This window comes from Bradyrhizobium diazoefficiens, assembly GCF_016616235.1.
GTDB classification, from domain to species: Bacteria; Pseudomonadota; Alphaproteobacteria; order Rhizobiales; family Xanthobacteraceae; genus Bradyrhizobium; species Bradyrhizobium diazoefficiens_H.
This window is the reverse complement of record NZ_CP067100.1, coordinates 92,896-113,118: the sequence shown is the minus strand read 5'-3', so window position 1 is coordinate 113,118 and position 20,223 is coordinate 92,896. Positions and strand designations below refer to the sequence as shown.

Annotated in this window: 22 protein-coding genes, 1 tRNA gene and 1 pseudogene; 12 read left to right on the top strand and 12 right to left on the bottom strand. The window is 63.8% G+C overall.

Going from position 1 to position 20,223, the window contains the following annotated elements:
* Positions 1-116 precede the first annotated feature (116 nt).
* Both hpf and ptsN read left to right on the top strand, forming a co-directional pair.
* Positions 117-728 (top strand): ribosome hibernation-promoting factor, HPF/YfiA family, encoded by a 612-nt coding sequence (gene hpf / locus JJB99_RS00495; RefSeq protein WP_200496893.1) that lies wholly within the window; start codon positions 117-119, stop codon positions 726-728.
* Positions 729-938: 210 nt separating this feature from the next.
* On the top strand, positions 939-1,400 hold the full coding sequence (gene ptsN / locus JJB99_RS00490) for a PTS IIA-like nitrogen regulatory protein PtsN (RefSeq protein WP_014438750.1): 462 nt from the start codon (positions 939-941) through the stop codon (positions 1,398-1,400).
* A gap of 29 nt (positions 1,401-1,429) precedes the next feature.
* Here ptsN and JJB99_RS00485 read toward each other — a convergent pair whose 3' ends face one another.
* The 9 genes from JJB99_RS00485 to JJB99_RS00445 all read right to left on the bottom strand — a co-directional run bounded on the left by JJB99_RS00485 (position 1,430) and on the right by JJB99_RS00445 (position 9,454).
* Positions 1,430-1,897 (bottom strand): GNAT family N-acetyltransferase, encoded by a 468-nt coding sequence (locus JJB99_RS00485; RefSeq protein ID WP_433995805.1) that lies wholly within the window; start codon positions 1,895-1,897, stop codon positions 1,430-1,432.
* Between the two features lie 137 nt (positions 1,898-2,034).
* A complete protein-coding gene (locus tag JJB99_RS00480) occupies positions 2,035-2,307 on the bottom strand; it encodes a DUF1150 family protein (RefSeq protein ID WP_200496891.1) in 273 nt (90 codons plus the stop codon).
* Between the two features lie 50 nt (positions 2,308-2,357).
* A complete protein-coding gene (locus JJB99_RS00475; RefSeq protein WP_024338612.1) occupies positions 2,358-2,783 on the bottom strand; it encodes an Hsp20 family protein in 426 nt (141 codons plus the stop codon).
* 273 nt (positions 2,784-3,056) lie between these two features.
* Complete coding sequence (locus JJB99_RS00470; protein WP_200496890.1) at positions 3,057-4,142, bottom strand: sn-glycerol-3-phosphate import ATP-binding protein UgpC; 1,086 nt, start codon at positions 4,140-4,142, stop codon at positions 3,057-3,059.
* A 6-nt stretch (positions 4,143-4,148) separates the two neighbouring features.
* Positions 4,149-4,997: a sn-glycerol-3-phosphate ABC transporter permease UgpE gene (gene ugpE, locus JJB99_RS00465; RefSeq protein WP_200496889.1), complete on the bottom strand. Its 849-nt coding sequence runs from the start codon at positions 4,995-4,997 to the stop codon at positions 4,149-4,151.
* Entirely contained in the window at positions 4,997-5,878 is an 882-nt protein-coding gene (ugpA, locus tag JJB99_RS00460) for a sn-glycerol-3-phosphate ABC transporter permease UgpA (RefSeq protein WP_200499999.1), read from the bottom strand. Before ugpA ends, ugpE begins: the two co-directional genes overlap by 1 nt.
* Before the next feature lie 46 nt (positions 5,879-5,924).
* Positions 5,925-7,241, bottom strand: a complete 1,317-nt coding sequence (gene ugpB / locus JJB99_RS00455; RefSeq protein WP_200496888.1) for a sn-glycerol-3-phosphate ABC transporter substrate-binding protein UgpB — start codon at positions 7,239-7,241, stop codon at positions 5,925-5,927.
* 378 nt (positions 7,242-7,619) lie between these two features.
* Positions 7,620-8,837 carry a CaiB/BaiF CoA transferase family protein gene (locus tag JJB99_RS00450; RefSeq protein WP_200496887.1) on the bottom strand — a complete coding sequence of 406 codons (1,218 nt, stop codon included), beginning with the start codon at positions 8,835-8,837 and terminating at the stop codon, positions 7,620-7,622.
* A 191-nt stretch (positions 8,838-9,028) separates the two neighbouring features.
* On the bottom strand, positions 9,029-9,454 hold the full coding sequence (locus tag JJB99_RS00445; protein ID WP_200496886.1) for an organic hydroperoxide resistance protein: 426 nt from the start codon (positions 9,452-9,454) through the stop codon (positions 9,029-9,031).
* 156 nt (positions 9,455-9,610) lie between these two features.
* On the opposite strand from JJB99_RS00445, the gene JJB99_RS00440 reads away from it, so the two are divergent.
* Positions 9,611-10,069 carry a MarR family winged helix-turn-helix transcriptional regulator gene (locus JJB99_RS00440; protein WP_200496885.1) on the top strand — a complete coding sequence of 153 codons (459 nt, stop codon included), beginning with the start codon at positions 9,611-9,613 and terminating at the stop codon, positions 10,067-10,069.
* Positions 10,070-10,075: 6 nt separating this feature from the next.
* Here the strand turns inward: JJB99_RS00440 and JJB99_RS00435 are convergent.
* The 3 genes and pseudogenes from JJB99_RS00435 to JJB99_RS00425 all read right to left on the bottom strand — a co-directional run bounded on the left by JJB99_RS00435 (position 10,076) and on the right by JJB99_RS00425 (position 11,007).
* Positions 10,076-10,317 (bottom strand): annotated as a pseudogene (locus JJB99_RS00435) (GIY-YIG nuclease family protein).
* A gap of 137 nt (positions 10,318-10,454) precedes the next feature.
* Positions 10,455-10,530, bottom strand: a tRNA-Ala gene (locus tag JJB99_RS00430).
* Between the two features lie 66 nt (positions 10,531-10,596).
* The gene (locus JJB99_RS00425; protein ID WP_200496884.1) at positions 10,597-11,007 is read right to left on the bottom strand and encodes a TIGR02300 family protein; all 411 of its coding nucleotides are present in this window, start codon (positions 11,005-11,007) and stop codon (positions 10,597-10,599) included.
* A gap of 157 nt (positions 11,008-11,164) precedes the next feature.
* On the opposite strand from JJB99_RS00425, the gene aroA reads away from it, so the two are divergent.
* From aroA to trpA, 9 genes are all read left to right on the top strand, one after another.
* Entirely contained in the window at positions 11,165-12,502 is a 1,338-nt protein-coding gene (aroA, locus tag JJB99_RS00420; RefSeq protein ID WP_200496883.1) for a 3-phosphoshikimate 1-carboxyvinyltransferase, read from the top strand.
* Positions 12,499-13,137: a (d)CMP kinase gene (cmk, locus tag JJB99_RS00415; RefSeq protein WP_200496882.1), complete on the top strand. Its 639-nt coding sequence runs from the start codon at positions 12,499-12,501 to the stop codon at positions 13,135-13,137. Before aroA ends, cmk begins: the two co-directional genes overlap by 4 nt.
* Before the next feature lie 266 nt (positions 13,138-13,403).
* A complete protein-coding gene (gene rpsA, locus JJB99_RS00410) occupies positions 13,404-15,113 on the top strand; it encodes a 30S ribosomal protein S1 (protein WP_200496881.1) in 1,710 nt (569 codons plus the stop codon).
* Between the two features lie 362 nt (positions 15,114-15,475).
* Complete coding sequence (gene sppA, locus JJB99_RS00405; RefSeq protein WP_200496880.1) at positions 15,476-16,456, top strand: signal peptide peptidase SppA; 981 nt, start codon at positions 15,476-15,478, stop codon at positions 16,454-16,456.
* 171 nt (positions 16,457-16,627) lie between these two features.
* Positions 16,628-16,933 (top strand): integration host factor subunit beta, encoded by a 306-nt coding sequence (locus JJB99_RS00400; protein WP_007598410.1) that lies wholly within the window; start codon positions 16,628-16,630, stop codon positions 16,931-16,933.
* A gap of 71 nt (positions 16,934-17,004) precedes the next feature.
* Complete coding sequence (locus JJB99_RS00395; RefSeq protein WP_200496879.1) at positions 17,005-17,397, top strand: lipopolysaccharide assembly protein LapA domain-containing protein; 393 nt, start codon at positions 17,005-17,007, stop codon at positions 17,395-17,397.
* A gap of 64 nt (positions 17,398-17,461) precedes the next feature.
* Positions 17,462-18,121 (top strand): phosphoribosylanthranilate isomerase, encoded by a 660-nt coding sequence (locus tag JJB99_RS00390; RefSeq protein WP_200496878.1) that lies wholly within the window; start codon positions 17,462-17,464, stop codon positions 18,119-18,121.
* On the top strand, positions 18,118-19,335 hold the full coding sequence (trpB, locus tag JJB99_RS00385) for a tryptophan synthase subunit beta (RefSeq protein WP_200496877.1): 1,218 nt from the start codon (positions 18,118-18,120) through the stop codon (positions 19,333-19,335). The genes JJB99_RS00390 and trpB overlap by 4 nt, the downstream gene beginning before the upstream one ends.
* Positions 19,332-20,168, top strand: coding sequence for a tryptophan synthase subunit alpha (trpA, locus tag JJB99_RS00380; protein ID WP_200496876.1), 837 nt, complete (start codon positions 19,332-19,334; stop codon positions 20,166-20,168). The genes trpB and trpA overlap by 4 nt, the downstream gene beginning before the upstream one ends.
* Positions 20,169-20,223 lie beyond the last annotated feature (55 nt).

Genomic DNA, 20,223 nt, shown 5'->3' with positions numbered 1-20,223 from the left:
GCGCATGATCCGGAAAAATGTTCGGCGGTTTTCCGGCAAGATCATGCGCAGGGAATGACCTAAGATGCGATGACGCGTCATCGCATCTTGGGCAATCAAACCAAGCGAGGCATCACATGACTCTTCGGATTTCGGGCAAGAGCGTCAGTGTCGGCGAGGCCCTGCGCGGCCGCGTTGCCGACCGGACTGAAGAGGTCCTGCGCAAATATTTCGACGGCAATTATTCCGGCCACATCACGCTGTCCAAGGACGGCTTCGGCTTTCGCACCGACTGTGCGCTGCATCTCGATTCCGGCATTACGCTGGAGGCCGATTCGAACGCGCCGGACGCCTATGCCAGCGCCGACCAGGCGCTCCTGATGATCGAGAAGCGGCTCAAGCGCTACAAGAGCCGGCTCAAGGATCGTTCCGCCCGCAAGGCCCATGTCGCCTCTGCGGCGCTGGCCGCCCTCGATGCCACGGCTTACGTGCTGGAGGCCCCTGGCGAGGGCGAGGACGACGATGAAGTCACCGGCTACAACCCCGTGATCATCGCCGAGGCCACCACCTCGCTGAAGCAGCTTTCGGTCAGCGAAGCCGTCATGGAACTCGACCTCACGGGGGCGCCCTGTCTGGTGTTCCAGCATGGCTCCAGCGGCCGGGTGAACATCATCTACCGCCGCGCCGACGGCAATGTCGGCTGGATCGACCCGCCGAGCGGCAAGGCCGACGGCAAGGCGGGAGGCTAGCCGCGGCCCCGTACAAACCGCGGCCCTTAACAATGACCGGGGCATAGCCGCACGCAGGAGTTGGCACCGGGATTGCGTTGGAGTAGAAGCGCCCCACATCAGGAACGGGCTAAGTGCGCCTCCTGCTTCATGTTATTGACGCCGGCTAGCTTGGTCTATCAAGCTGGCCAATTCGGAACCTGACGGTTTAATTCACCTCGGAAACCTTCCATGCCGATTACCGATCTGGTCGCACCCGAGGCGATTCTCCCGGCATTGAAGGTCAACAGCAAGAAGCAGGCCTTGCAGGAGCTCGCGGCCAGGGCCGCCGAGCTGACCGGGCAGAACGAACGCTCCGTATTCGAGGTGCTGCTCCAGCGCGAGAAGCTCGGCACCACCGCAGTCGGCTATGGCGTCGCCATCCCCCACGGCAAGCTGCCCAAGCTGGAAAAGATCTTCGGCCTGTTCGCACGCCTCGATCGTCCGATCGATTTCGAGGCGATGGACGGCCAGCCGGTCGATCTCGTCTTCCTGCTGCTCGCCCCCGAAGGCGCCGGCGCCGATCACCTCAAGGCGCTCGCCCGCATCGCCCGCCTCCTGCGCGACCAGGACATCGCCAAGAAGCTCCGCGCCTCGCGCGATGCCCAGGCGATCTATTCGGTGCTGGCCCTGCCGCCGGCGACGGCGGCGTAAGCGACCGATCTGCTTTCTCTGAGCGCGTCTTAGAGGGTGCGCGAAAGATAGCGCACCGTCTTGCTGCCATTGTGGATGGTTGCGCTGCCGATTTCAATGAACCCCAGCATCTCGTGAAAAGCGTCCGAGGCCGGGTTCGGCGGCTCCCGATTGACCTCGCAGACAATGCGGTCGTGGCCTGCCTGCGCGGCGCGATCGAGCAGGTCGGAGTAGAGACGTCGAGCGCATCCTCTCCCGCGCGCAGAATGCGCGACGGCAATCCGGTCGATGTAGACGAAGCGGGCATAGCGCGACCGGAACCACAGGAAGTTCGGGCTGTCGTATTGTCCGTCCTGATCGAGCGCGATCAGGAATGCATCGAGATTTCCGATCCTTCTGGCGTAGAAGGCCTGTTCGACGAGATTCCGCAGCCGCTCAAGTTCAAGCCATGAAAGCTCCTGCGCGTGGCTGTTGTTAAGTGCGAGCACAGCTTCCATGAGAGGCTCGCCGCGCGACATGTCTGAGTGGGAAAGCAGGATGGGATCAAGCTTGTTCATCGCGATCGTCTAGCAACGATGAGTTGCGAAAGCAAAACGGGCACGCCTTCACGAAGGCATGCCCGCTTGAATCTCTGTTCGTCGCGCGACGCGCGCGCTTAGTGCACGCTCACCGCTTGCAGCTCGTTGCTCCAGGCGTTGGCGATCGCGGCTTCGCGGCTGTCGGTCAGCATGATCGGCGTGCCGTCGGCAGAGTGGAGCGCGAACAGCTTGAGGCCCGGCGCGATTTTCGGGGCTTCGGGAAACAGGCCCGGCACGTCCTCGGAGCGGATCTGCTTCACATACGCGATGTGACCTTCGCCGAGGGTTGCCAGCGTCTCGGGCGAGACGTTCTTGGCTTCGTATTCGAACGCAACGTGACCTTCACTCATGGTCTCGACTCCTCTCTCGAACTAAGCGGTCGAGTCCGCTACTCGTTCCATTATTCGTGCTCATTGATAGCGATTGTCTTAACGATCCTCTCCGGTTCCGGCCGGGCCAGATCAATCGATAACAACCCGTTTTTCAGATCCGCACCCAGCACCAGCATCCCTTCCGCCAGCACGAAGGTGCGCTGGAAGTGGCGCGCGGCGATGCCGCGATGGATGTATTGCCGGGTCTTGTCGTCCTGCTGCCGCCCGCGAATGACGAGCTGGTTTTCCTCAATGGTTACATCGAGTTGGTCGCGGGTGAATCCGGCGACCGCCAGCGTGATGCGCAACCGCTCGGGCTGGCCATCCGTGCGGTCACACCTCTCGATATTGTAGGGAGGATAACCGTCGGCGCCTTTGACGACGCGATCGAGCACGCGCTCGATCTCATCGAAGCCCAGCAGGAACGGACTGGAAAGGGTGGGAACACGAGACATAGTTTACAAAGTCCTCGCAGAAAGCGACTTTGACATTTCAGGGCCCGAACGGCGCCCCTTGGTCAGCAATATGGTCATATCCCCCTGTCGGTTCAAGGACGTAGCGGGGAGCTGTGGATGGGCCATGCTGGCCCCAGATGCTGCCGGATCGTCGTGGCGGGACAAGTCAGGGCATGCCGAATTGCGGCGTCATTTCTTCAACGAAAACAAGCGCAGTTCTACTGTGCATGGGGTTGTTTTCGGACTTCTTGTCGGTCGGCCCCTCGGAACCGCTCAGGCCTCGATCCGCGCCCGGCCGTCACCACTGAAAAGGTGCAGCTTCGCTCGCACCGCCGCGACCCGGATAGTCTCGCCGATAGCGGGAGCTTCAGTGCCGGGAATCCGCACAATGACCTCGCCGGGCGGCAGCTCGCCCGGCGTGGCGGCGATGCGCTGCTCGTCCTGCGCGCGCGAGCCGTAGACAAAGGTTTCCGCGCCGACGCGCTCTATGGCTTCGACCGTCAGGGGCAGCGCGACGCCGCCGGCCGGCGTCTCGTCGGTGATGACAAAATCTTCCGGGCGGATGCCGAGGATGCCGGCCTCAACAGCGCTGCCGCCGAGCTGCGACTTGATCTCGTCGGGACGTGTCGACATCAGGTTCATCGGCGGAGCGCCGATGAAGGAGGCGACGAAGGTGGTTGCCGGCTTCTCGTAGATCGCAAGCGGATTGCCGACTTGCTCGACCTGGCCGCCATTCATCACGACGAGAATGTCGGCGAGCGTCATTGCTTCCAGCTGGTCGTGGGTGACGTAGATCGAGGTCGTATTGAGCCGGCGCTGCAATTTGCGGATCTCGACCCGCATCGCGATGCGCAGCTTGGCATCCAGGTTCGACAGCGGCTCGTCGAACAGGAACACTTTGGGCTGGCGCACGATGGCGCGGCCCATGGCGACGCGCTGGCGCTGACCGCCCGAGAGCTGGCGCGGCTTGCGCTCCAGCATCGGCGAGAGCTCGAGCACGCGGGCGGCCTCCTCGACGCGGGTCTTGACCTCGGCCTCTTTCATGCCGCGGTTGCGCAGGCCGTAGGCCATGTTGTTGTAGACGCTCATATGTGGATAGAGCGCGTAGTTCTGGAACACCATCGCGATGTCGCGGTCGGCAGGCTCGACCTGGTTGACGACCTTGCCGCCGATGTCGATCTCGCCGCCGGTGACGGTCTCGAGCCCTGCGACCATGCGCAGCAGCGTGGACTTGCCGCAACCGGAGGGGCCGACCAGCACGCAGAACTGGCCGTCGCCGACATCGACGTCGACGCCCTTGATGGCCTCGAAGCCGCCGGTATAGGTCTTGCGGACGTTGCGCAGGGTGACGTTAGCCATAACTCTCTACTTCTCTGTCTCGACCAGGCCGCGCACGAACAATTTCTGCATCGCGACGACGACGAACACCGGCGGCAGCATCGCCAGCACGGCCGTGGCCATCACGATCGGCCATTCGGTCAGCGCATCGGTGGTGGTGATCATCTTGCGGATGCCGACCTGGATGGTCTGCATGTCGTCGCGCGTGGTGATCAGCAGCGGCCAGAGATATTGATTCCAGCCGAGGATGAACAGGATCACGAACAGCGCCGCCATGTTGGTGCGCGACAGCGGCAGCAACGTATCCCAGAAGAAGCGCAAGGGGCCGGCGCCATCGATGCGCGAGGCCTCCAGCAATTCATCCGGCACCGTCATGAAGAACTGGCGGAATAACAGCGTCGCGGTGGCCGACGCGATCAGCGGCAGCGACAGGCCGGCATAGCTGTCGAGCATGTGCAGATCGGCGACGATCTTGTAGGTCGGATAGATGCGCACCTCGACCGGCAGCATCAGCGTGATGAAGATGATCCAGAAGATCGGCATCCGGAATGGAAAGCGGAAATACACGATCGCATAGGCCGAGATGATCGAGATCGCGATCTTGCCGATCGCGATCGCCAGCGCCATCACCAGCGAGTTCAGCATCATGTTGCCGACCGGCTCGCGGGTCGAGCCGCTCGTGCCGACGAAGATGGTCTGGTAGTAGACCTCGAAGAAATGACCGCCCGGCAGCAGCGACATCTGGCCGTTGGCGATCAGCGCGTTGTCCTGGGTCGAGGCGACGATGGCGATGTAGACCGGGAACGCGACGATCGCGATCCCGATCCAGAGGATGGCGTGAGCGATGTAGCGCCTGATACCCTCTTCCTCGACCATCAGTAGGTCACCTTGCGTTCGACGAAGCGGAACTGGATGCCCGTGAGCACGATGACCATGATCATCAGGATCACCGATTGCGCCGCCGAACTGCCGAGATTGCCGCCGAGCAGGCCGTCCGAATAGACCTTGTAGACCAGCGTCACGGTCGATGTGCCGGGCCCGCCGCGGGTCATGGTGTCGATGATGCCGAAGGTGTCGAAGAAGGCGTAGACGATGTTGACCACCAGCAGGAAGAAGATGGTCGGCGACAGCAGCGGGAAGATCACGGTCCAGAACCGCCGCATCGGACGCGCGCCGTCGATCGCGGCGGCCTCGATCACGCTTTTCGGGATGCTCTGGAGGCCGGCGAGGAAGAACAGGAAATTATAGGAGATCTGCTTCCACGCGGCGGCGAGGATGATCAGCGCGGCCGCCTGATTGCCGTCGAGCAGCGGATTCCAGTCGATGCCGAGGCCGCGCAGATAGCGCGAGAGCACGCCGAGCGAGGGATGCAGCATGAAGATCCAGAGCACGCCGACCACCGGCGGCGCGACCGCATAGGGCCAGATCAGCAGTGTGCGGTAAAGCGTCGAGCCGCGCAGCGGCTTGTCCGCCATCACCGCGAGCAGCAGCGCGAAGGACAGCGACGACACGGCGATGGCAAACGAGAAGAAGAAGGTGCGGACGATCGCCTCGAAATAGGCGCGGTCCCTAAGAAGCTCGACGTAATTGTCGAACCAGACGAAGCTGGTTGACAGGCCAAAGGCGTCCTGGAGCAGGAAGGACTGGATCACCGCCTGCAGGGCGGGCCAGTAGAAGAAAATCAAGACGATCGCGAGTTGCGGGGCAACCAGCGCGTAGGGCAACAGCTTTGACCGGAAAATCGCCTGCTTTTGCATGATGAGGCGGCGCCGGCGGATCATGCGACCCGCCGACGCCTTGGCCTTATTTTACGGCGGTCTTTTCGAACTGACGCAGCATTGTGTTGCCGCGCTCGACGGCGGCATCGAGCGCCTGCTTGGCGGTCTTCTTGCCGGCGAGCGCCTGCTCGATCTCTTCCGACCAGACGTCACGCAGCTGAACCATGTTGCCGAGGCGCAGGCCGCGGGAATTCTCGGTCGGCTCCTTGTTGGTCAGCTCGAGCAGCGGGGTCTCGAGATAGGGCTGATCCTTGTAGAAGCCTTCCGCCTTGGCCTTGTCATAGGCTGCCTTGGTGATCGGCAGATAGCCCGAGGCCTTGTGGATGTAGACCTGACGGTCAGTGTCGGAGAGGAAGGTCAGGAATTTCGCGACGCCCTTGTATTCGTCGGCCGACTTGCCGCCCATGACCCAGAGCGAGGCGCCGCCGATGATCGAGTTCTGCGGTGCGCCCTTGACGTCCGGATAGTAGGGCATCGGCACGGCGTTGAAGGCGAACTTGGCCTGCGCCTTGACGTTGCCGAAGAAGGCCGACGAGGTCAGATAGATCGGGCATTCGCCGGAGGTGAAGCGGCCTTCGCCGGTGTTGGTGCGGCCGGCATAGTCGTAGGTCTTGTCCTTTTGGAGCTCGACGAGGTTCTCGAGGTGCTTGACCTGGAGCGGGCCGTTGAACTCGAGCACGGTATCGAAACCGTCGAGGCCGTTGGCCTTGCTGGCGAGCGGCACGTTGTGCCAGGCGGAGAGCTGCTCGAGATTGACCCAGGTCACCCAGGAGCCGGAGAAGCCGCAGGTCGGATGGCCGTTGGCGTGCAGCTTCTTGGCGGCCTCGAACACTTCGGGCCAGGTCTTCGGGATCTCGACATTGGCCTTCTTGAGCTCGTCGAGATTGACCCACATCACCGTCGATGACGAGTTGAACGGGAAGGACAGCATCTCGCCTTTCGAGGTGGAGTAGTAGCCGGTGATCGCGGGCAAATAGGCCTTGGGATCGAACTTCTCGCCGGTCTCGGCCATCAGCTTGTAGACCGGCTTCACGGCGCCGGTCGCAGCCATCATGGTCGCGGTGCCGACTTCGAACACCTGCATGATGTGCGGCGCGTTGCCGGCGCGGAAGGCCGCGATGCCGGCGTTCATGGTGTCGGCGTAGTTACCCTTGTAGGTCGGGATGACCTTGTAGTCGCTCTGCGCGGCGTTGAAGTCGTTGGCGAGCTTGACGATGACGTCGTTGTTGGCGCCGGTCATCGCGTGCCACCACTGGATTTCTGTCACGGCGAGGGCCGGCGAGGCGGTCATGCCAACCGTGACTGCGAGAGCGGCAGCCGCGCCAAAGTGTCGAAGAGCCATCAAGAAACCTCCCTTGGGCCGTCAAAAAGATCGCTTGCGCTAGCAGCGCCATATGACGTTCACGTGACTGTGTAAGCGGGAGATACGAAAGCGGCAAGCGCTGCCGAAAGGAAGCCGTCAAATAGGCGAACGCGCCTCCTCCGTTCGCGCTGCACATGCGCAGGTCGCGCCGCAGTGCGGCATCATTTGTTGTTAGGCTGACGGTCGGGCGGCGAGCTCGAAAACCTCTCCCGCAAGCCTGCGGGAGAGGTCGCGCCGAAGGCGCGGGTGAGGGCTCTCTCCTCTGGGGGATTGTCCCATTGCGGAGACACCCTCTCCCCGGCCCTCCCCGCAAGCGGGGGAGGGAGCGCACCTGCGCTGCCGCTCGATTTGTTCTGACTAACGCTTGCGCTCGGGGCCGCAGACCGTGCCTTTCGCGACCAGCGCGTCGATCTCGGTCTTGGAGTACCCGAACTCGCCCAGCACCTCCTGGGCGTGCTGGCTGAATTTCGGCGGCAGGCGGCGCAGGCTCGGCTTGCTGCGATCGAGCCGGATCGGCGAGGCCACGCCTTTGTACCAGTCCTTCTCGATGACATCGCCGCGCGCGATCGTGTGCGGGTTGGTCAAGGCCTGGTCGATCTTCTGCACGGGGCCCGCAGGGAGCCCAGCCGCGAGCAGGCGATTGCACAGCGGCTCGGCCTCGTGCTGGCTGAACACCGCGGCAAGCTCGGCGCGCAGCGCCTCGCGATTGGCGATGCGGTCCTTGTTGCGGGCAAAGCGCGGGTCGGTGCCGAGCTCGGGCTTGCCGATCTCCTTGGCGAGCTTGCGGAAGGTGCCGTCATTGCCGACACCAATGAAGATGTTGTCGGTTTTCGTCGGGAAGATCGCGTACGGCACGAGGTTCGGATGCTCGTTGCCGGTGAGCGACGGCGGCTTGCCATGCATGAAATAGTTCGCGGTGTGCGGATGCATGATGGCAAGGCCGGTCTCGTACAGCGTCGTCTCCAGGAACTGGCCCTTGCCGGAGCGCTGCCGCTCCGACAGCGCCATCAAAATGCCGATCGCCGCGTAGAGGCCGGTGGTGATGTCCACCAGCGGCACGCCGATCCGCATCGGGCCGCTCTCCGGCGAGCCGGTCGCCGCGATCATGCCGGTCATGGCCTGGATGATGGCGTCATAGCCGGGATTGCCGCCGCGCGGGCCGTCGGCGCCGAAGCCGCAGATCCGGCAATGCACCAGGCGCGGGAATTTCTCGCTGAGAACGTCGTTGCCGATGCCCCATTTCTCCAGCGTGCCCGGCTTGAAATTCTCGATCAGGACGTCGGCCGTCTCCAGCATCTTGAGCAGCACGATTCGGCCGCCCTCAGAGGCGAGGTCGAGGCCGATCGAGCGCTTGTTGCGGTTGATGCCGATGAAATAGGCCGCGTCCTCCTCGTGGAAGGGAGGGCCCCAGTCGCGCACCTCGTCGCCGGCGGGCGGCTCGACCTTGATCACGTCGGCGCCATGGTCGGCGAGGATCTGGGTGCAGTAGGGACCGCCGAGCACGCGCGTGAGATCGATGACGCGCAGCCCGCTCATTGCGCCGGTTGCTGCTCCAGAACTGGCGGTTTCAGTCATGCCTTCGCTTTCCTGTGTCGATGTTTGAACACAGGCCTAGCGAGGTTCGCGGGCGCCAGCAATGGCGCCGAACGTGGGGCCGCATGCACTGGAGCGCGCCAATCCCGGGAGGTGGCAAATCAAGATTTGGCAAATCAGACGGAAGCGGCCGGCCCGAGGAGGATCCCGGGCCAGCCGATCCGTAGCTTCGATCAGACGACCGTCAGGCGAACGTCGACATTGCCGCGCGTGGCATTGGAGTAGGGGCACACCTGGTGCGCCTTCTCGACCAGCGCCTCGGCTTCGGCACGGGCAAGGCCCGGCAGCGAGACGGCGAGGTCGATGTCGAGACCGAAGCCGCCCTCGGAGCGCGGGCCGATGCCGACGGTGGAGGTGACGGAGGCGTCGGCCGGAACCTTCGGCCCGCCCTGCGAAGCCACGAACTTCATCGCGCCGATGAAGCAGGCGGCATAGCCGGCCGCAAACAGCTGCTCGGGATTGTTGCCGGCGCCGCCGCCACCGCCGAGCTCCTTCGGCGTGGTGAGCTTGACGTCGAGCGCGCCGTCGAGGGTGGCAGCATGGCCGTTGCGGCCGCCGGTGGCTTTGGCGCTGGTCTTGTAGAGCACGTTCACGGACATTTTCGTCTCCTCAGGTCTTCGGGTTGGGGTGGAATCTCTATCGCAAACAATTAGATTGTACACAATTGAAATTTGCACGCCTCACATTTAATTGTTCGCGATTGAATGTCCGGCCGCCCGGTCCCACAATGCAGGCAAAATCCCGTGAGATTCGCCATGGCCCGGAAATCATCGACCCTGGATCCGCTTCGTCTCGACAACCAGATCTGCTTCGCGGTCTATTCGGCCGCGCACGCCTTCAATCGCGTCTACAAGCCGCTGCTCGAGCGCCTCAACCTGACCTATCCGCAATATCTGGTCATGCTGGTGCTGTGGGAGCGCGATGATGTCCCGGTCAAGGACATCGGCGAAAGACTGTTCCTGGATTCGGGCACGCTGACGCCGCTGCTGAAGCGGCTAGAGGCCGCCCATCTGGTCCGGCGCACCCGTTCGCGCGAGGACGAACGTCAGGTCCTGATCGCGCTGACGCCGCAGGGTCACGCGCTGAAGGAGAAAGCGCGCAGCGTGCCGCAGTCGATCCTGGCGGCGTCGGATTGCTCGGTGTCGGAACTGGTGGCGATGAAGGATGAGATCGTCGCGCTGCGCGACCGGCTGAATGCGGTGATCGGGGAGTAGGGGAAATTAGCAGAGCCGCTTTTTCGAGAAGGCGCGGCCGGAGTGTGACTTGAGGTATTTCTCGAACGCTAGGCTCTGAGCTTGTCAGGGAAAGCGCAGTACCAGATTAGTTTCCATGGCTTGAACTTGGCGGTGTGGGTGGATTTGCCGGCGTTGTGCTCCGGGAGCCGTCGCTTCAAATCCTCGGTCGCGCCAACGTATTCCTGATCAGGAAACTCGATGCTGCGGATGATGTAGACGTACCACATCGACGGTTCGCACGGAGAGAGGCGAAGGATAGGCGGCGTCCAACAGTCCGTCTTCGCCCTGCGGGCTTCGCCGGACACCACGCTTCGCCCTTCAGGCTCCCCGTGGCTGCGCCACGCGTAGCCCGAAGGGCGAAGCGTGGTGGAGCCAGGCGGGATCGAACCGCCGACCTCTTGCATGCCATGCAAGCGCTCTCCCAGCTGAGCTATGGCCCCTTAACCGACCGACGCACCTTGGGCAGCGCGTCGGGAAAGACCCAGAACCACAGTTCTGGAATTATCTCAAGTCTCTTCATCACCCCCGACATCACCAATGATGTCGGTGACATCCTCATCGCCCTCTTCTTCGTCGGGGATGAAGGTCGAATCATCGTCATCGTCGTCGTCGAGGGTCTCGTCGACCTCGATGTCGTCTTCCGATTCGGGCACCACGGCCTTGACCTTGCCGGTGTTCTCCTCGGCATCGGCCTCCTCGAGGGAGACCAGCTCTTCGGCCTCGGCCGGCTCCGGCGTGGTATCGGCTGCCGCAGCGTGCCGTGCTTCGGCGCCGCGGGGCGCGCGGGCCGGAGCCACGGGCGCGATCGGCACGACTTCGCCGGTATAGGGCGAGATCACCGGATTCTTGTTGAGGTCATAGAACTTCTTGCCCGTGGTCGGGCAAATACGTTTGGTTCCGAGTTCGGACTTGGCCACGGCAACAATCCTGGGAATGTCTGAAAAGCGGTGCTTCACTTGGCTAGTTGGCGGCCCGCTGTCAATAGCGCATTACGGGAGAACGACATGCCCGTGACGGCTGGGAGACCATGTGGTACCTGCCCCCAGCCTCAAGGGCGCATCCAAGGACACAATCTTGACCCATTCCGATAAACCGACGCCGCTTCAGTCGCGCGCCAGTGGTCCCCTGACCGGAAAAGTACGGGTGCCCGGGGACAAGTCGATCTCCCACCGCGCGCTCATTCTGGGCGCGCTCGCGGTCGGCGAGACCAGAGTTTCGGGCCTGCTTGAGGGCGAGGACGTCCTCAACACCGCCAGATCCATGCAGGCGCTCGGCGCCAAGGTCGAGCGCACCGGCGATTTTGCCTGGAAGGTGAACGGCGTCGGCGTCGCCGGCTTTGCCCAGCCCAAGGCGGCGCTGGATTTCGGCAATTCCGGCACCGGCTGCCGGCTGGTCATGGGTGCCGTTGCCGGCTGCCCGATCTCGGCGGTGTTCGACGGCGATGCCTCGCTGCGCAGCCGCCCGATGCGCCGGATCCTCGATCCGCTGGAAAAGATGGGCGCGAGGGTCGTATCCGGCGGCGAGGGCGGCCGTCTGCCGCTGACCGTCCAGGGCGCGCGCGATCCGCTGCCGATCACCTACAAGACCCCGGTCGCCTCCGCCCAGATCAAATCGGCCGTGCTGCTGGCGGGCCTCGCCGCGCCGGGCACCACCACCGTGATCGAGAGCGAGGCCAGCCGCGACCACACCGAGCTGATGCTGAAGCATTTTGGCGCGGAGATCAGCTCGGTGCAGGAAGGCCAGCATGGCCGCCGCATCACGCTCGTAGGCCAGCCCGAGCTGCATGGCGCCACTGTGGTGGTGCCCGCCGATCCCTCCTCGGCGGCGTTCCCCATCGTTGCGGCACTGATCGTCGAAGGCTCCGATGTCATTCTGTCCGACGTCATGACCAATCCGCTGCGCACGGGCCTGTTCACGACGCTGCGCGAAATGGGCGCCTCGATCGAGGAAAGCGAAGTCCGCGGCGATGCCGGCGAGCCGATGGCAGGCCTGCGCGTGCGCGCCTCAAAGCTGCGCGGCGTTGTGGTCCCGCCGCAGCGGGCGCCGTCGATGATCGACGAATATCTGGTGCTCGCGGTCGCGGCCTCCTTCGCCGAGGGCACGACGATCATGCGCGGCCTGCAGGAGCTGCGCGTCAAGGAATCCGACCGTCTCGAGGCCACCGCCGCCATGCTGCGCGTCAACGGCGTCAAGGTGGAGATCTCCGGCGACGATCTCATCGTCGACGGCCGCGGCCATGTCCCCGGCGGCGGCACTGTCGCCACCCATATGGACCACCGCATCGCGATGTCCGCGCTGGTGATGGGCTGCGCCTCCGACCAGCCGGTGACCGTCGACGACACCGCCTTCATCGCCACTAGTTTCCCGGACTTCATTCCGATGATGCGTTCACTTGGGGCCGAGTTTTCATGATCATCGCCATCGACGGTCCCGCCGCCTCGGGCAAGGGGACACTCGGCAAGCGTCTCGCCCATCATTACGGTTACCGTCACCTCGATACCGGCGTAATCTACCGCGCGGTGGCCTACGCCCTGATGCAGTCCGGCCACGAACTGACGGACGAGGCGGCCGCGGTGCAGGCTGCATTGGAACTCGATCCCGAAAAGTTCGGCAATCCCGCCCTGAAGACCCAGGAGGCCGGCGAGGGCGCCTCCATCGTCTCCGCCATCCCCAGGGTTCGCGAAGTCCTGGTCAATTTCCAGCGGCAATTCGCCGCCGATCCGCCCGGCGCCGTGCTCGACGGCCGGGATATTGGAACCGTGATCTGCCCCCACGCCGACGTGAAGATTTTCGTCATCGCCGACCCCAGGGTCCGCGCCCGCCGCCGCACCATGGAGGCGAGGGCGAGGGGCGAGGAGGTAGACGAGGCGGCGGTGCTGGCCGACATCATCCGGCGCGACGAGCGCGACAAGAACCGGCCGATTGCGCCTTTAAAGCCGGCCGCGGATGCTTACTTGCTAGATAACTCCCAACTGGATATAGAAGGCGGCGTCCGGGCCGCCATCGACATTATCGAGGCTGTCCGAGCGGGCCGGTCGCGGGGTTAAGCCGCAGCCGTCATTGGAGGAAGCGCCCGCTCCCGCTCTTTGAGGTCGATACTCTCGGTCCCTGTTTGGGACTGACGCGATCCCGGCTCCGGACATAAGATTTCCACGTATCGAACGCGCGGGCCTCAGCCGGCCCGCTGCCGCTGTTCCGGTCCTTCGGCCGGGGCAACGAGCGGTCGCTCGAAGGTTTTGTGGACCTTCCGACACTGCGCGCCCGATACGCCCATGAACCCAACGGCCGGCATACTTCCGCAACTGGAGAACAAATGGCTTCGACTTCTGCTGATACCTATAGCCCGTCGCGTGACGATTTCGCCGCGATGCTCGACGAGTCCTTCGCAGGTGGCAACCTGCAGGAGAGCTCCGTCGTCAAGGGCAAGGTGGTTGCAATTGAAAAGGACATGGCCGTCATCGACGTCGGCCTGAAGACCGAGGGCCGCGTCGCCCTGCGCGAATTTTCCGGCCCCGGCCGTGACAGCGAGATCAAGGTCGGCGACGAGGTGGAAGTGTTCCTCGATCGCATCGAGAACGCCCTCGGCGAAGCCGTGTTGTCGCGCGACAAGGCGCGCCGCGAAGAGAGCTGGGGCAAGCTCGAGAAGGCCTTCCAGAACAACGAGAAGGTCAACGGCGTCATCTTCAACCAGGTCAAGGGCGGCTTCACCGTCGACCTCGACGGTGCCGTGGCCTTCCTGCCGCGCTCGCAGGTCGACATCCGTCCGATCCGCGACGTTGCGCCGCTGATGAACAACTCGCAGCCGTTCCAGATCCTCAAGATGGACCGCCGCCGCGGCAACATCGTCGTCTCCCGCCGCACGGTGTTGGAAGAGACCCGCGCCGAGCAGCGCCAGGAGCTGGTGCAGAACCTCGAAGAGGGTCAGGTCATCGACGGCGTGGTCAAGAACATCACCGATTACGGTGCGTTCGTTGATCTCGGCGGCATCGACGGCCTGCTGCACGTCACCGACATCGCGTGGCGCCGCGTCAACCACCCGACCGAGGTGCTCTCGATCGGCCAGACCGTGAAGGTCAAGATCATCAAGATCAACCACGAGACGCACCGCATCTCGCTGGGCATGAAGCAGCTGCTGGACGACCCATGGCAGGGCATCGAAGCCAAGTACCCGCTGGGTGCCCGCTTCACCGGCCGCGTCACCAACATCACCGACTACGGCGCGTTCGTCGAGCTCGAGCCGGGCATCGAAGGCCTGATCCACGTCTCCGAGATGTCGTGGACCAAGAAGAACATGCACCCCGGCAAGATCGTGTCGACCTCGCAGGAAGTCGACGTGCAGGTGCTGGAAGTCGATTCCGTCAAGCGCCGCATCTCGCTCGGTCTCAAGCAGACCATGCGCAACCCGTGGGAGGTCTTCGTCGAAGGTCACCCGACCGGTTCGGTGGTCGAGGGCGAGGTCAAGAACAAGACCGAGTTCGGTCTGTTCCTGGGTCTCGAGGGCGACGTCGACGGCATGGTCCATCTCTCCGACCTCGACTGGAAGCTTCCGGGCGAGCAGGTGATCGACAACTACAAGAAGGGCGACATGGTCAAGGCCGTGGTGCTCGATGTGGACGTCGAGAAGGAGCGCATTTCTCTCGGAATCAAACAACTTGAAGGCGACCCCTTCGCCGAGCCGGGCGATGTCAAGAAGGGCGCGGTCGTGACCTGCGAAGTGCTCGAAGTGAAGGAGAGCGGCATCGAGGTGAAGATCGCCGGTACCGACTTCACCACCTTCGTCAAGCGCTCGGAGCTTGCGCGTGACCGCAACGACCAGCGCGCCGAACGGTTCGCCGTCGGCGAGAAGGTCGATGCCCGCGTGATCCAGTTCGACAAGAAGGCCCGCAAGGTTCAGGTGTCGATCAAGGCGCTCGAAGTCGCCGAAGAGAAGGAAGCCATCGCGCAGTACGGCTCCTCCGATTCGGGGGCGACGCTCGGCGACATCCTCGGCACCGCGCTCAAGAACCGCGGCGAGAACAAGTAAGCGAAGCTTTCGTTTCGCGAACATCAAAGCCCCGGCGCGAGCCGGGGCTTTTTTGTTGCGGCTCAAGCACCGCCGTCGTCCCAGACAAGCGCGCCTTAAGCGCGCGCAGATCAGGACCCATAACCACAGGAACCCGGTTTGGCAAAGACTCGGAGTTACCAGTCTCGCGCCGCAACTGCACCCTGTGGTTATGGGTCCCCGCCTTCGCGGGGACGACACCCTGAGTGCTTGGCGACCCCCTGCCCTAAGCAGCAGGCGGCCTTGTTTTCTTCTAATTGCGCCGCAATTGATGTATCCAGATAAGCCAATGGTCACGCTGTGACGGCACAACGCGTCTGGACTTTGTATTTGGAGATATTCCGATGTCGCTCGATTCGGACATCATCGTCGATCGCCGCAGGATTCGCCGCAAGCTGACGTTCTGGCGTGTGATGGCCGCGCTGATCGCGATCGCCGCGATTGCGGGCTTTGCCCTGGTCGCGACGCCCGGTGCGCGCGGCACCTTCGCCGCCGCCGGCTCGATCGCGCGGGTGCAGATCGAGGGCCTGATCCGCAGCGATTCCGAACGCACGCAGGCGCTGGAACGGCTGGAGAATTCGCAGGCCGCGGCCGTCATCGTTCACATCAACTCGCCGGGCGGCACCACCGCCGGCTCCGAGCAGCTTTACGATTCGCTTGCACGGCTGAAGGCAAAAAAGCCGCTCGTCGTCGTGGTCGAAGGGCTCGCCGCTTCCGGCGGTTACATCACGGCGATTGCCAGCGACCACATCATCGCGCAGCAGAGTTCGCTGGTGGGTTCGATCGGCGTGCTGTTCCAGTTTCCCAACGTCTCGGAGCTGCTGAAGACGGTCGGCGTCAAAGTCGAGGAGATCAAATCCTCGCCGCTGAAGGCCGCGCCCAACGGCTACGAGCCGACCAGCCCCGAAGCGCGCGCAGCGCTGGACGCACTGGTCAAGGATTCCTATGCCTGGTTCAAGGAACTGGTGAAGCAGCGGCGTGGCATGGATGACACGCAGCTCGAAAAAGTCGCCGATGGCCGCGTCTTCACCGGACGCCAGGCGATCGATCTCAAGCTGATCGATCAGCTCGGTGACGAGAAGGACGCCGTGACCTGGCTGGTCGAACAGAAGGGCGTCAAGAAGGGCCTTTCGGTGCGCGACTACAAGCTTGAGCCCCGCTTCGGCGATCTGCCGTTCCTCAAGACGGCGGCTGCCGTGACGCTGGAAGCGCTGGGTTTGGGCTCGATCGCGCATCAGATCGCGCAAACCGGCGTCGTGCAGGCCGTCGATCGGCTCGGAATGGATGGAATGCTGGCTCTGTGGCAGCCGGCTGCGTCGAACTGACGGAACCGCGCGAGCGCTGCAGGTTTTTCCCGTCTGACGGGTGGCAGGGCAGCTCGCTTTTTCGGCATTTGTCACGTATTTTCACGACGCTCAACCTTGATTTAGCGTCTTGACAGATCACGGTATTTTCACGGAAATGGTCATCCGCACGCTCCCGGGTCCTATCTCTCGATGATCAAATCCGAACTTGTTCAGCGTATCGCCGAGCACAACCCGCATCTGTACCAGCGGGATGTCGAGAACATTGTGAATGCGATTCTCGAAGAGATCGTAGCGGCCCTCGCGCGCGGTGACCGCGTCGAGCTGCGCGGCTTCGGTGCCTTCTCGGTCAAGCATCGCCCTGCACGCGCCGGGCGCAATCCGCGCACCGGAGCCCATGTGCCGGTCGATCAGAAGAGCGTTCCGTTCTTCAAGACCGGCAAGGAAATGCGCGAACGGCTGAACCGCGACCATCCGGATCCCGGCGCGCCAGATTAAGTCTGTCGTCCGGGCTTTACCGAACGGCCGCATGGTGCGGCAGCAAGCTTGATTCAAGACGGGCGATCGCGATGCGAAAGTTCCTGACCGCGCTGATCGTGATTCCAGTGTTCCTGCTGCTGGTGGCTTTCGCTGTCGCCAACCGGCATTTCGTGACGGTCTCGCTCGATCCCTTCATTTCGGACGATCCGTCGTTCGCGGTGACGCTGCCGCTGTTCCTGCTGCTGATCCTGGTGGCCGCCCTCGGGGTTCTCGCGGGCGGTCTGGCCGTCTGGTTTGGCCAGCGGCAGTGGCGGCGCGCGGCGCGGCGGAACGATGCGGATGCGCGGGCTGCGAGGAGCGAACTGGCCAATCTGCGGGCCCAAATGGCCGCGGCAAAGCCCGAATCCCAGCGCCTTCCCGTCCCATCCGGGACAGGCCTTTACGGGCCCGTCGGGCGAGACAAGCAGCGCGCGACGTTGTAGAAGCGGCCCCGACCGAAAACCCGTTTTCCGGCCGCCGCTTGCGGCCGCTACCCGCTTTGAGGCCATGTCCCTGCTCGTCAAAATCTGCGGCCTGTCCACGCCCGAGACACTTGACGTCGCGCTCGATGCCGGCGCCGACATGGTCGGGTTCGTGTTCTTTCCGCCGTCGCCGCGGCATCTGTCGCTGGAGACGGGGCGCGACCTCGACCGCCAGGTGAAGCGGCGCGCGCTTAAAGTGGCGCTCACCGTCGATGCCGACGATGCGACGCTCGACAACATCATGGACGCGCTGTCGCCGGATATCTTCCAGCTCCACGGCAATGAGAGCGTGGCGCGGCTGCGCGATATCAAGCAGAAATTCGGCCGCCCCGTGATGAAGGCCGTTCCGGTCGCAACCGCGGCCGATCTTGCCGTGTTGCCGGGCTATGCCGCAGTCGCCGATCGCATCCTGTTCGATGCGCGCGCGCCAAAGGACGCGACCCGCCCCGGCGGGCTGGGTGCGCCGTTCGATTGGCACCTGCTCGAAAATCTCGATCTGAACGTGCCCTACATGGTCTCGGGCGGGCTGCATGCCGACAATGTCGCCGAAGCGCTTCGCCTCACCCGCGCCGGCGGCGTCGACGTGTCCTCCGGTGTCGAGAGCGCCCCCGGCGTCAAGGATCCCGAGATGATCGAGGCCTTCATTCGCGCCGCGCGCGCCACTCAAGAGTTGAGCGTTCGATGACCATCGCCAAACCAAACTCATACCGCAGCGGCCCCGACGAGCGCGGCCATTTCGGCATTTTCGGCGGACGTTTCGTCGCCGAGACTCTGATGCCGCTGATCCTCGACCTGGAGCAGGCCTATACCGCGGCCAAGGCCGATCCGGCCTTCCAAGCCGAGATGAACGGTTATCTCAAGAACTACGTCGGCCGGCCCTCGCCGCTCTATTTCGCCGAGCGCCTCACTGAACATCTCGGCGGCGCGAAAATCTATCTGAAGCGCGAGGAGCTCAACCATACCGGCTCGCACAAGGTGAACAATGTGCTCGGCCAGATCATGCTGGCGCGGCGCATGGGCAAGAAGCGCATCATCGCCGAGACCGGCGCCGGCCAGCACGGCGTTGCCACCGCGACGCTGTGCGCGCGCTTTGGCCTGGAATGCGTGGTCTATATGGGCGCCGTCGACGTCGAGCGGCAGCAGCCCAACGTCATCCGCATGGAGATGCTGGGCGCCAAGGTGGTCCCGGTGCAGTCGGGCACGCGCACCCTGAAGGACGCCATGAACGAGGCGCTGCGCGACTGGGTCACCAACGTGCACAACACCTTCTACTGCATCGGCACGGTGGCAGGCCCGCATCCGTATCCGACGCTGGTGCGCGACTTCCAGTCGATCATCGGCAACGAGACCAAGGCGCAGATGCAGGAGGTCGAGGGCCGCCTGCCGGATTCGCTGGTCGCCTGCATCGGCGGCGGCTCCAACGCGATGGGCCTGTTTCATCCCTTCCTCGACGATCCCACCGTCGAAATCTTCGGTGTCGAAGCCGCGGGGCACGGGCTCACGCAATTGCATGCGGCGTCGATCGCGGGCGGCCGCCCCGGCGTGCTGCACGGCAACCGCACTTATCTGCTGATGGATGCCGACGGCCAGATCCAGGACGCGCATTCGATCTCGGCCGGCCTCGACTATCCGGGCATCGGCCCCGAGCATTCCTGGCTGCACGAGATCGGCCGCGTGAACTACCTCTCCGCGACCGATGACGAGGCGCTCGCCGCGTTCCAGCTGCTCTCCAAGCTCGAAGGTATCATCCCCGCGCTCGAACCCGCGCATGCCATTGCCAAGGTGATGGAGCTCGCGCCGAAGCGCTCAAAAGATCACCTGATGGTCGTCAATCTCTCCGGCCGCGGCGACAAGGACGTCCCGCAGGTCGGCGACATCCTGAGGGGCAACAGCAAGTGACCACGCGTATCGACACCCGTTTCGCCGAGCTGAAGAAGCAAGGCCGCTCGGCCTTTGTCACCTATGTGATGGCCGGCGATCCCGATCTCAGGACGTCGCTCGATATCGTCAAGGCGCTGCCCAAGGCAGGCGCCGACGTCATCGAACTCGGCATTCCCTTCACCGATCCGATGGCGGATGGTCCCTCGATTCAGGCTGCAGGTCTGCGCGCGCTCAAGGGCGGCATGACCTTGAAGAAGACGCTGGAACTCGTGCGCGCCTTCCGCAAGGACGACGACGTCACGCCGCTGGTGCTGATGGGCTATTACAATCCGATCTACATTTACGGCGTCGACAAGTTCTTGGCTGATGCCAAGACGGCCGGGGTCGACGGCCTGATCATCGTCGATTTGCCGCCGGAAGAAGACGACGAACTCTGCATTCCCGCGCTGAAGGCGGGCTTGAACTTCATTCGTCTCGCGACCCCGACCACCGACGACAAGCGCCTGCCTGCGGTGCTCGCGAACACATCAGGCTTTGTCTATTACGTCTCCATCGCCGGCATCACCGGTGCAGCAGCGGCGGACGCCAATGCCGTCGGTGAAGCTGTCGCGCGCATCAAGCGGCATACCAGTTTGCCGATCTGCGTTGGTTTTGGCATTCGCACACCGGAGGCGGCGCGCGCCATTGCGCAGAAGGCCGATGGTTCGGTGGTCGGCACCGCGCTGGTCGATGCGCTCAAGAACAGCCTCGATGCCGAGGGGCGGGCGACCGCCAAAACCGTTAACGCCGTGGCTGAGCTGACGGCGGCCTTGGCCCAGGGCGTCAAGGGCGCGAAACAGGCAGCCGAATAGGCCACAATTCCGCTGCCAAGGCGGACGACACGGCGGCTTGCCGCGCGCGGGCCCG

What these genes read in the sequence shown, in the direction of transcription:
- hpf (WP_200496893.1), top strand. Translation starts at nt 117, where the DNA reads ATGACTCTTCGGATTTCGGGCAAGAGCGTCAGTGTCGGCGAGGCCCTG.
- ptsN (WP_014438750.1), top strand. Translation starts at nt 939, where the DNA reads ATGCCGATTACCGATCTGGTCGCACCCGAGGCGATTCTCCCGGCATTG.
- JJB99_RS00485 (WP_433995805.1), bottom strand. Translation starts at nt 1,897, where the DNA reads ATGTCGCGCGGCGAGCCTCTCATGGAAGCTGTGCTCGCACTTAACAAC.
- JJB99_RS00480 (WP_200496891.1), bottom strand. Translation starts at nt 2,307, where the DNA reads ATGAGTGAAGGTCACGTTGCGTTCGAATACGAAGCCAAGAACGTCTCG.
- JJB99_RS00475 (WP_024338612.1), bottom strand. Translation starts at nt 2,783, where the DNA reads ATGTCTCGTGTTCCCACCCTTTCCAGTCCGTTCCTGCTGGGCTTCGAT.
- JJB99_RS00470 (WP_200496890.1), bottom strand. Translation starts at nt 4,142, where the DNA reads ATGGCTAACGTCACCCTGCGCAACGTCCGCAAGACCTATACCGGCGGC.
- ugpE (WP_200496889.1), bottom strand. Translation starts at nt 4,997, where the DNA reads ATGGTCGAGGAAGAGGGTATCAGGCGCTACATCGCTCACGCCATCCTC.
- ugpA (WP_200499999.1), bottom strand. Translation starts at nt 5,878, where the DNA reads ATGCAAAAGCAGGCGATTTTCCGGTCAAAGCTGTTGCCCTACGCGCTG.
- ugpB (WP_200496888.1), bottom strand. Translation starts at nt 7,241, where the DNA reads ATGGCTCTTCGACACTTTGGCGCGGCTGCCGCTCTCGCAGTCACGGTT.
- JJB99_RS00450 (WP_200496887.1), bottom strand. Translation starts at nt 8,837, where the DNA reads ATGACTGAAACCGCCAGTTCTGGAGCAGCAACCGGCGCAATGAGCGGG.
- JJB99_RS00445 (WP_200496886.1), bottom strand. Translation starts at nt 9,454, where the DNA reads ATGTCCGTGAACGTGCTCTACAAGACCAGCGCCAAAGCCACCGGCGGC.
- JJB99_RS00440 (WP_200496885.1), top strand. Translation starts at nt 9,611, where the DNA reads ATGGCCCGGAAATCATCGACCCTGGATCCGCTTCGTCTCGACAACCAG.
- cmk (WP_200496882.1), top strand. Translation starts at nt 12,499, where the DNA reads ATGATCATCGCCATCGACGGTCCCGCCGCCTCGGGCAAGGGGACACTC.
- rpsA (WP_200496881.1), top strand. Translation starts at nt 13,404, where the DNA reads ATGGCTTCGACTTCTGCTGATACCTATAGCCCGTCGCGTGACGATTTC.
- sppA (WP_200496880.1), top strand. Translation starts at nt 15,476, where the DNA reads ATGTCGCTCGATTCGGACATCATCGTCGATCGCCGCAGGATTCGCCGC.
- JJB99_RS00400 (WP_007598410.1), top strand. Translation starts at nt 16,628, where the DNA reads ATGATCAAATCCGAACTTGTTCAGCGTATCGCCGAGCACAACCCGCAT.
- JJB99_RS00395 (WP_200496879.1), top strand. Translation starts at nt 17,005, where the DNA reads ATGCGAAAGTTCCTGACCGCGCTGATCGTGATTCCAGTGTTCCTGCTG.
- JJB99_RS00390 (WP_200496878.1), top strand. Translation starts at nt 17,462, where the DNA reads ATGTCCCTGCTCGTCAAAATCTGCGGCCTGTCCACGCCCGAGACACTT.
- trpB (WP_200496877.1), top strand. Translation starts at nt 18,118, where the DNA reads ATGACCATCGCCAAACCAAACTCATACCGCAGCGGCCCCGACGAGCGC.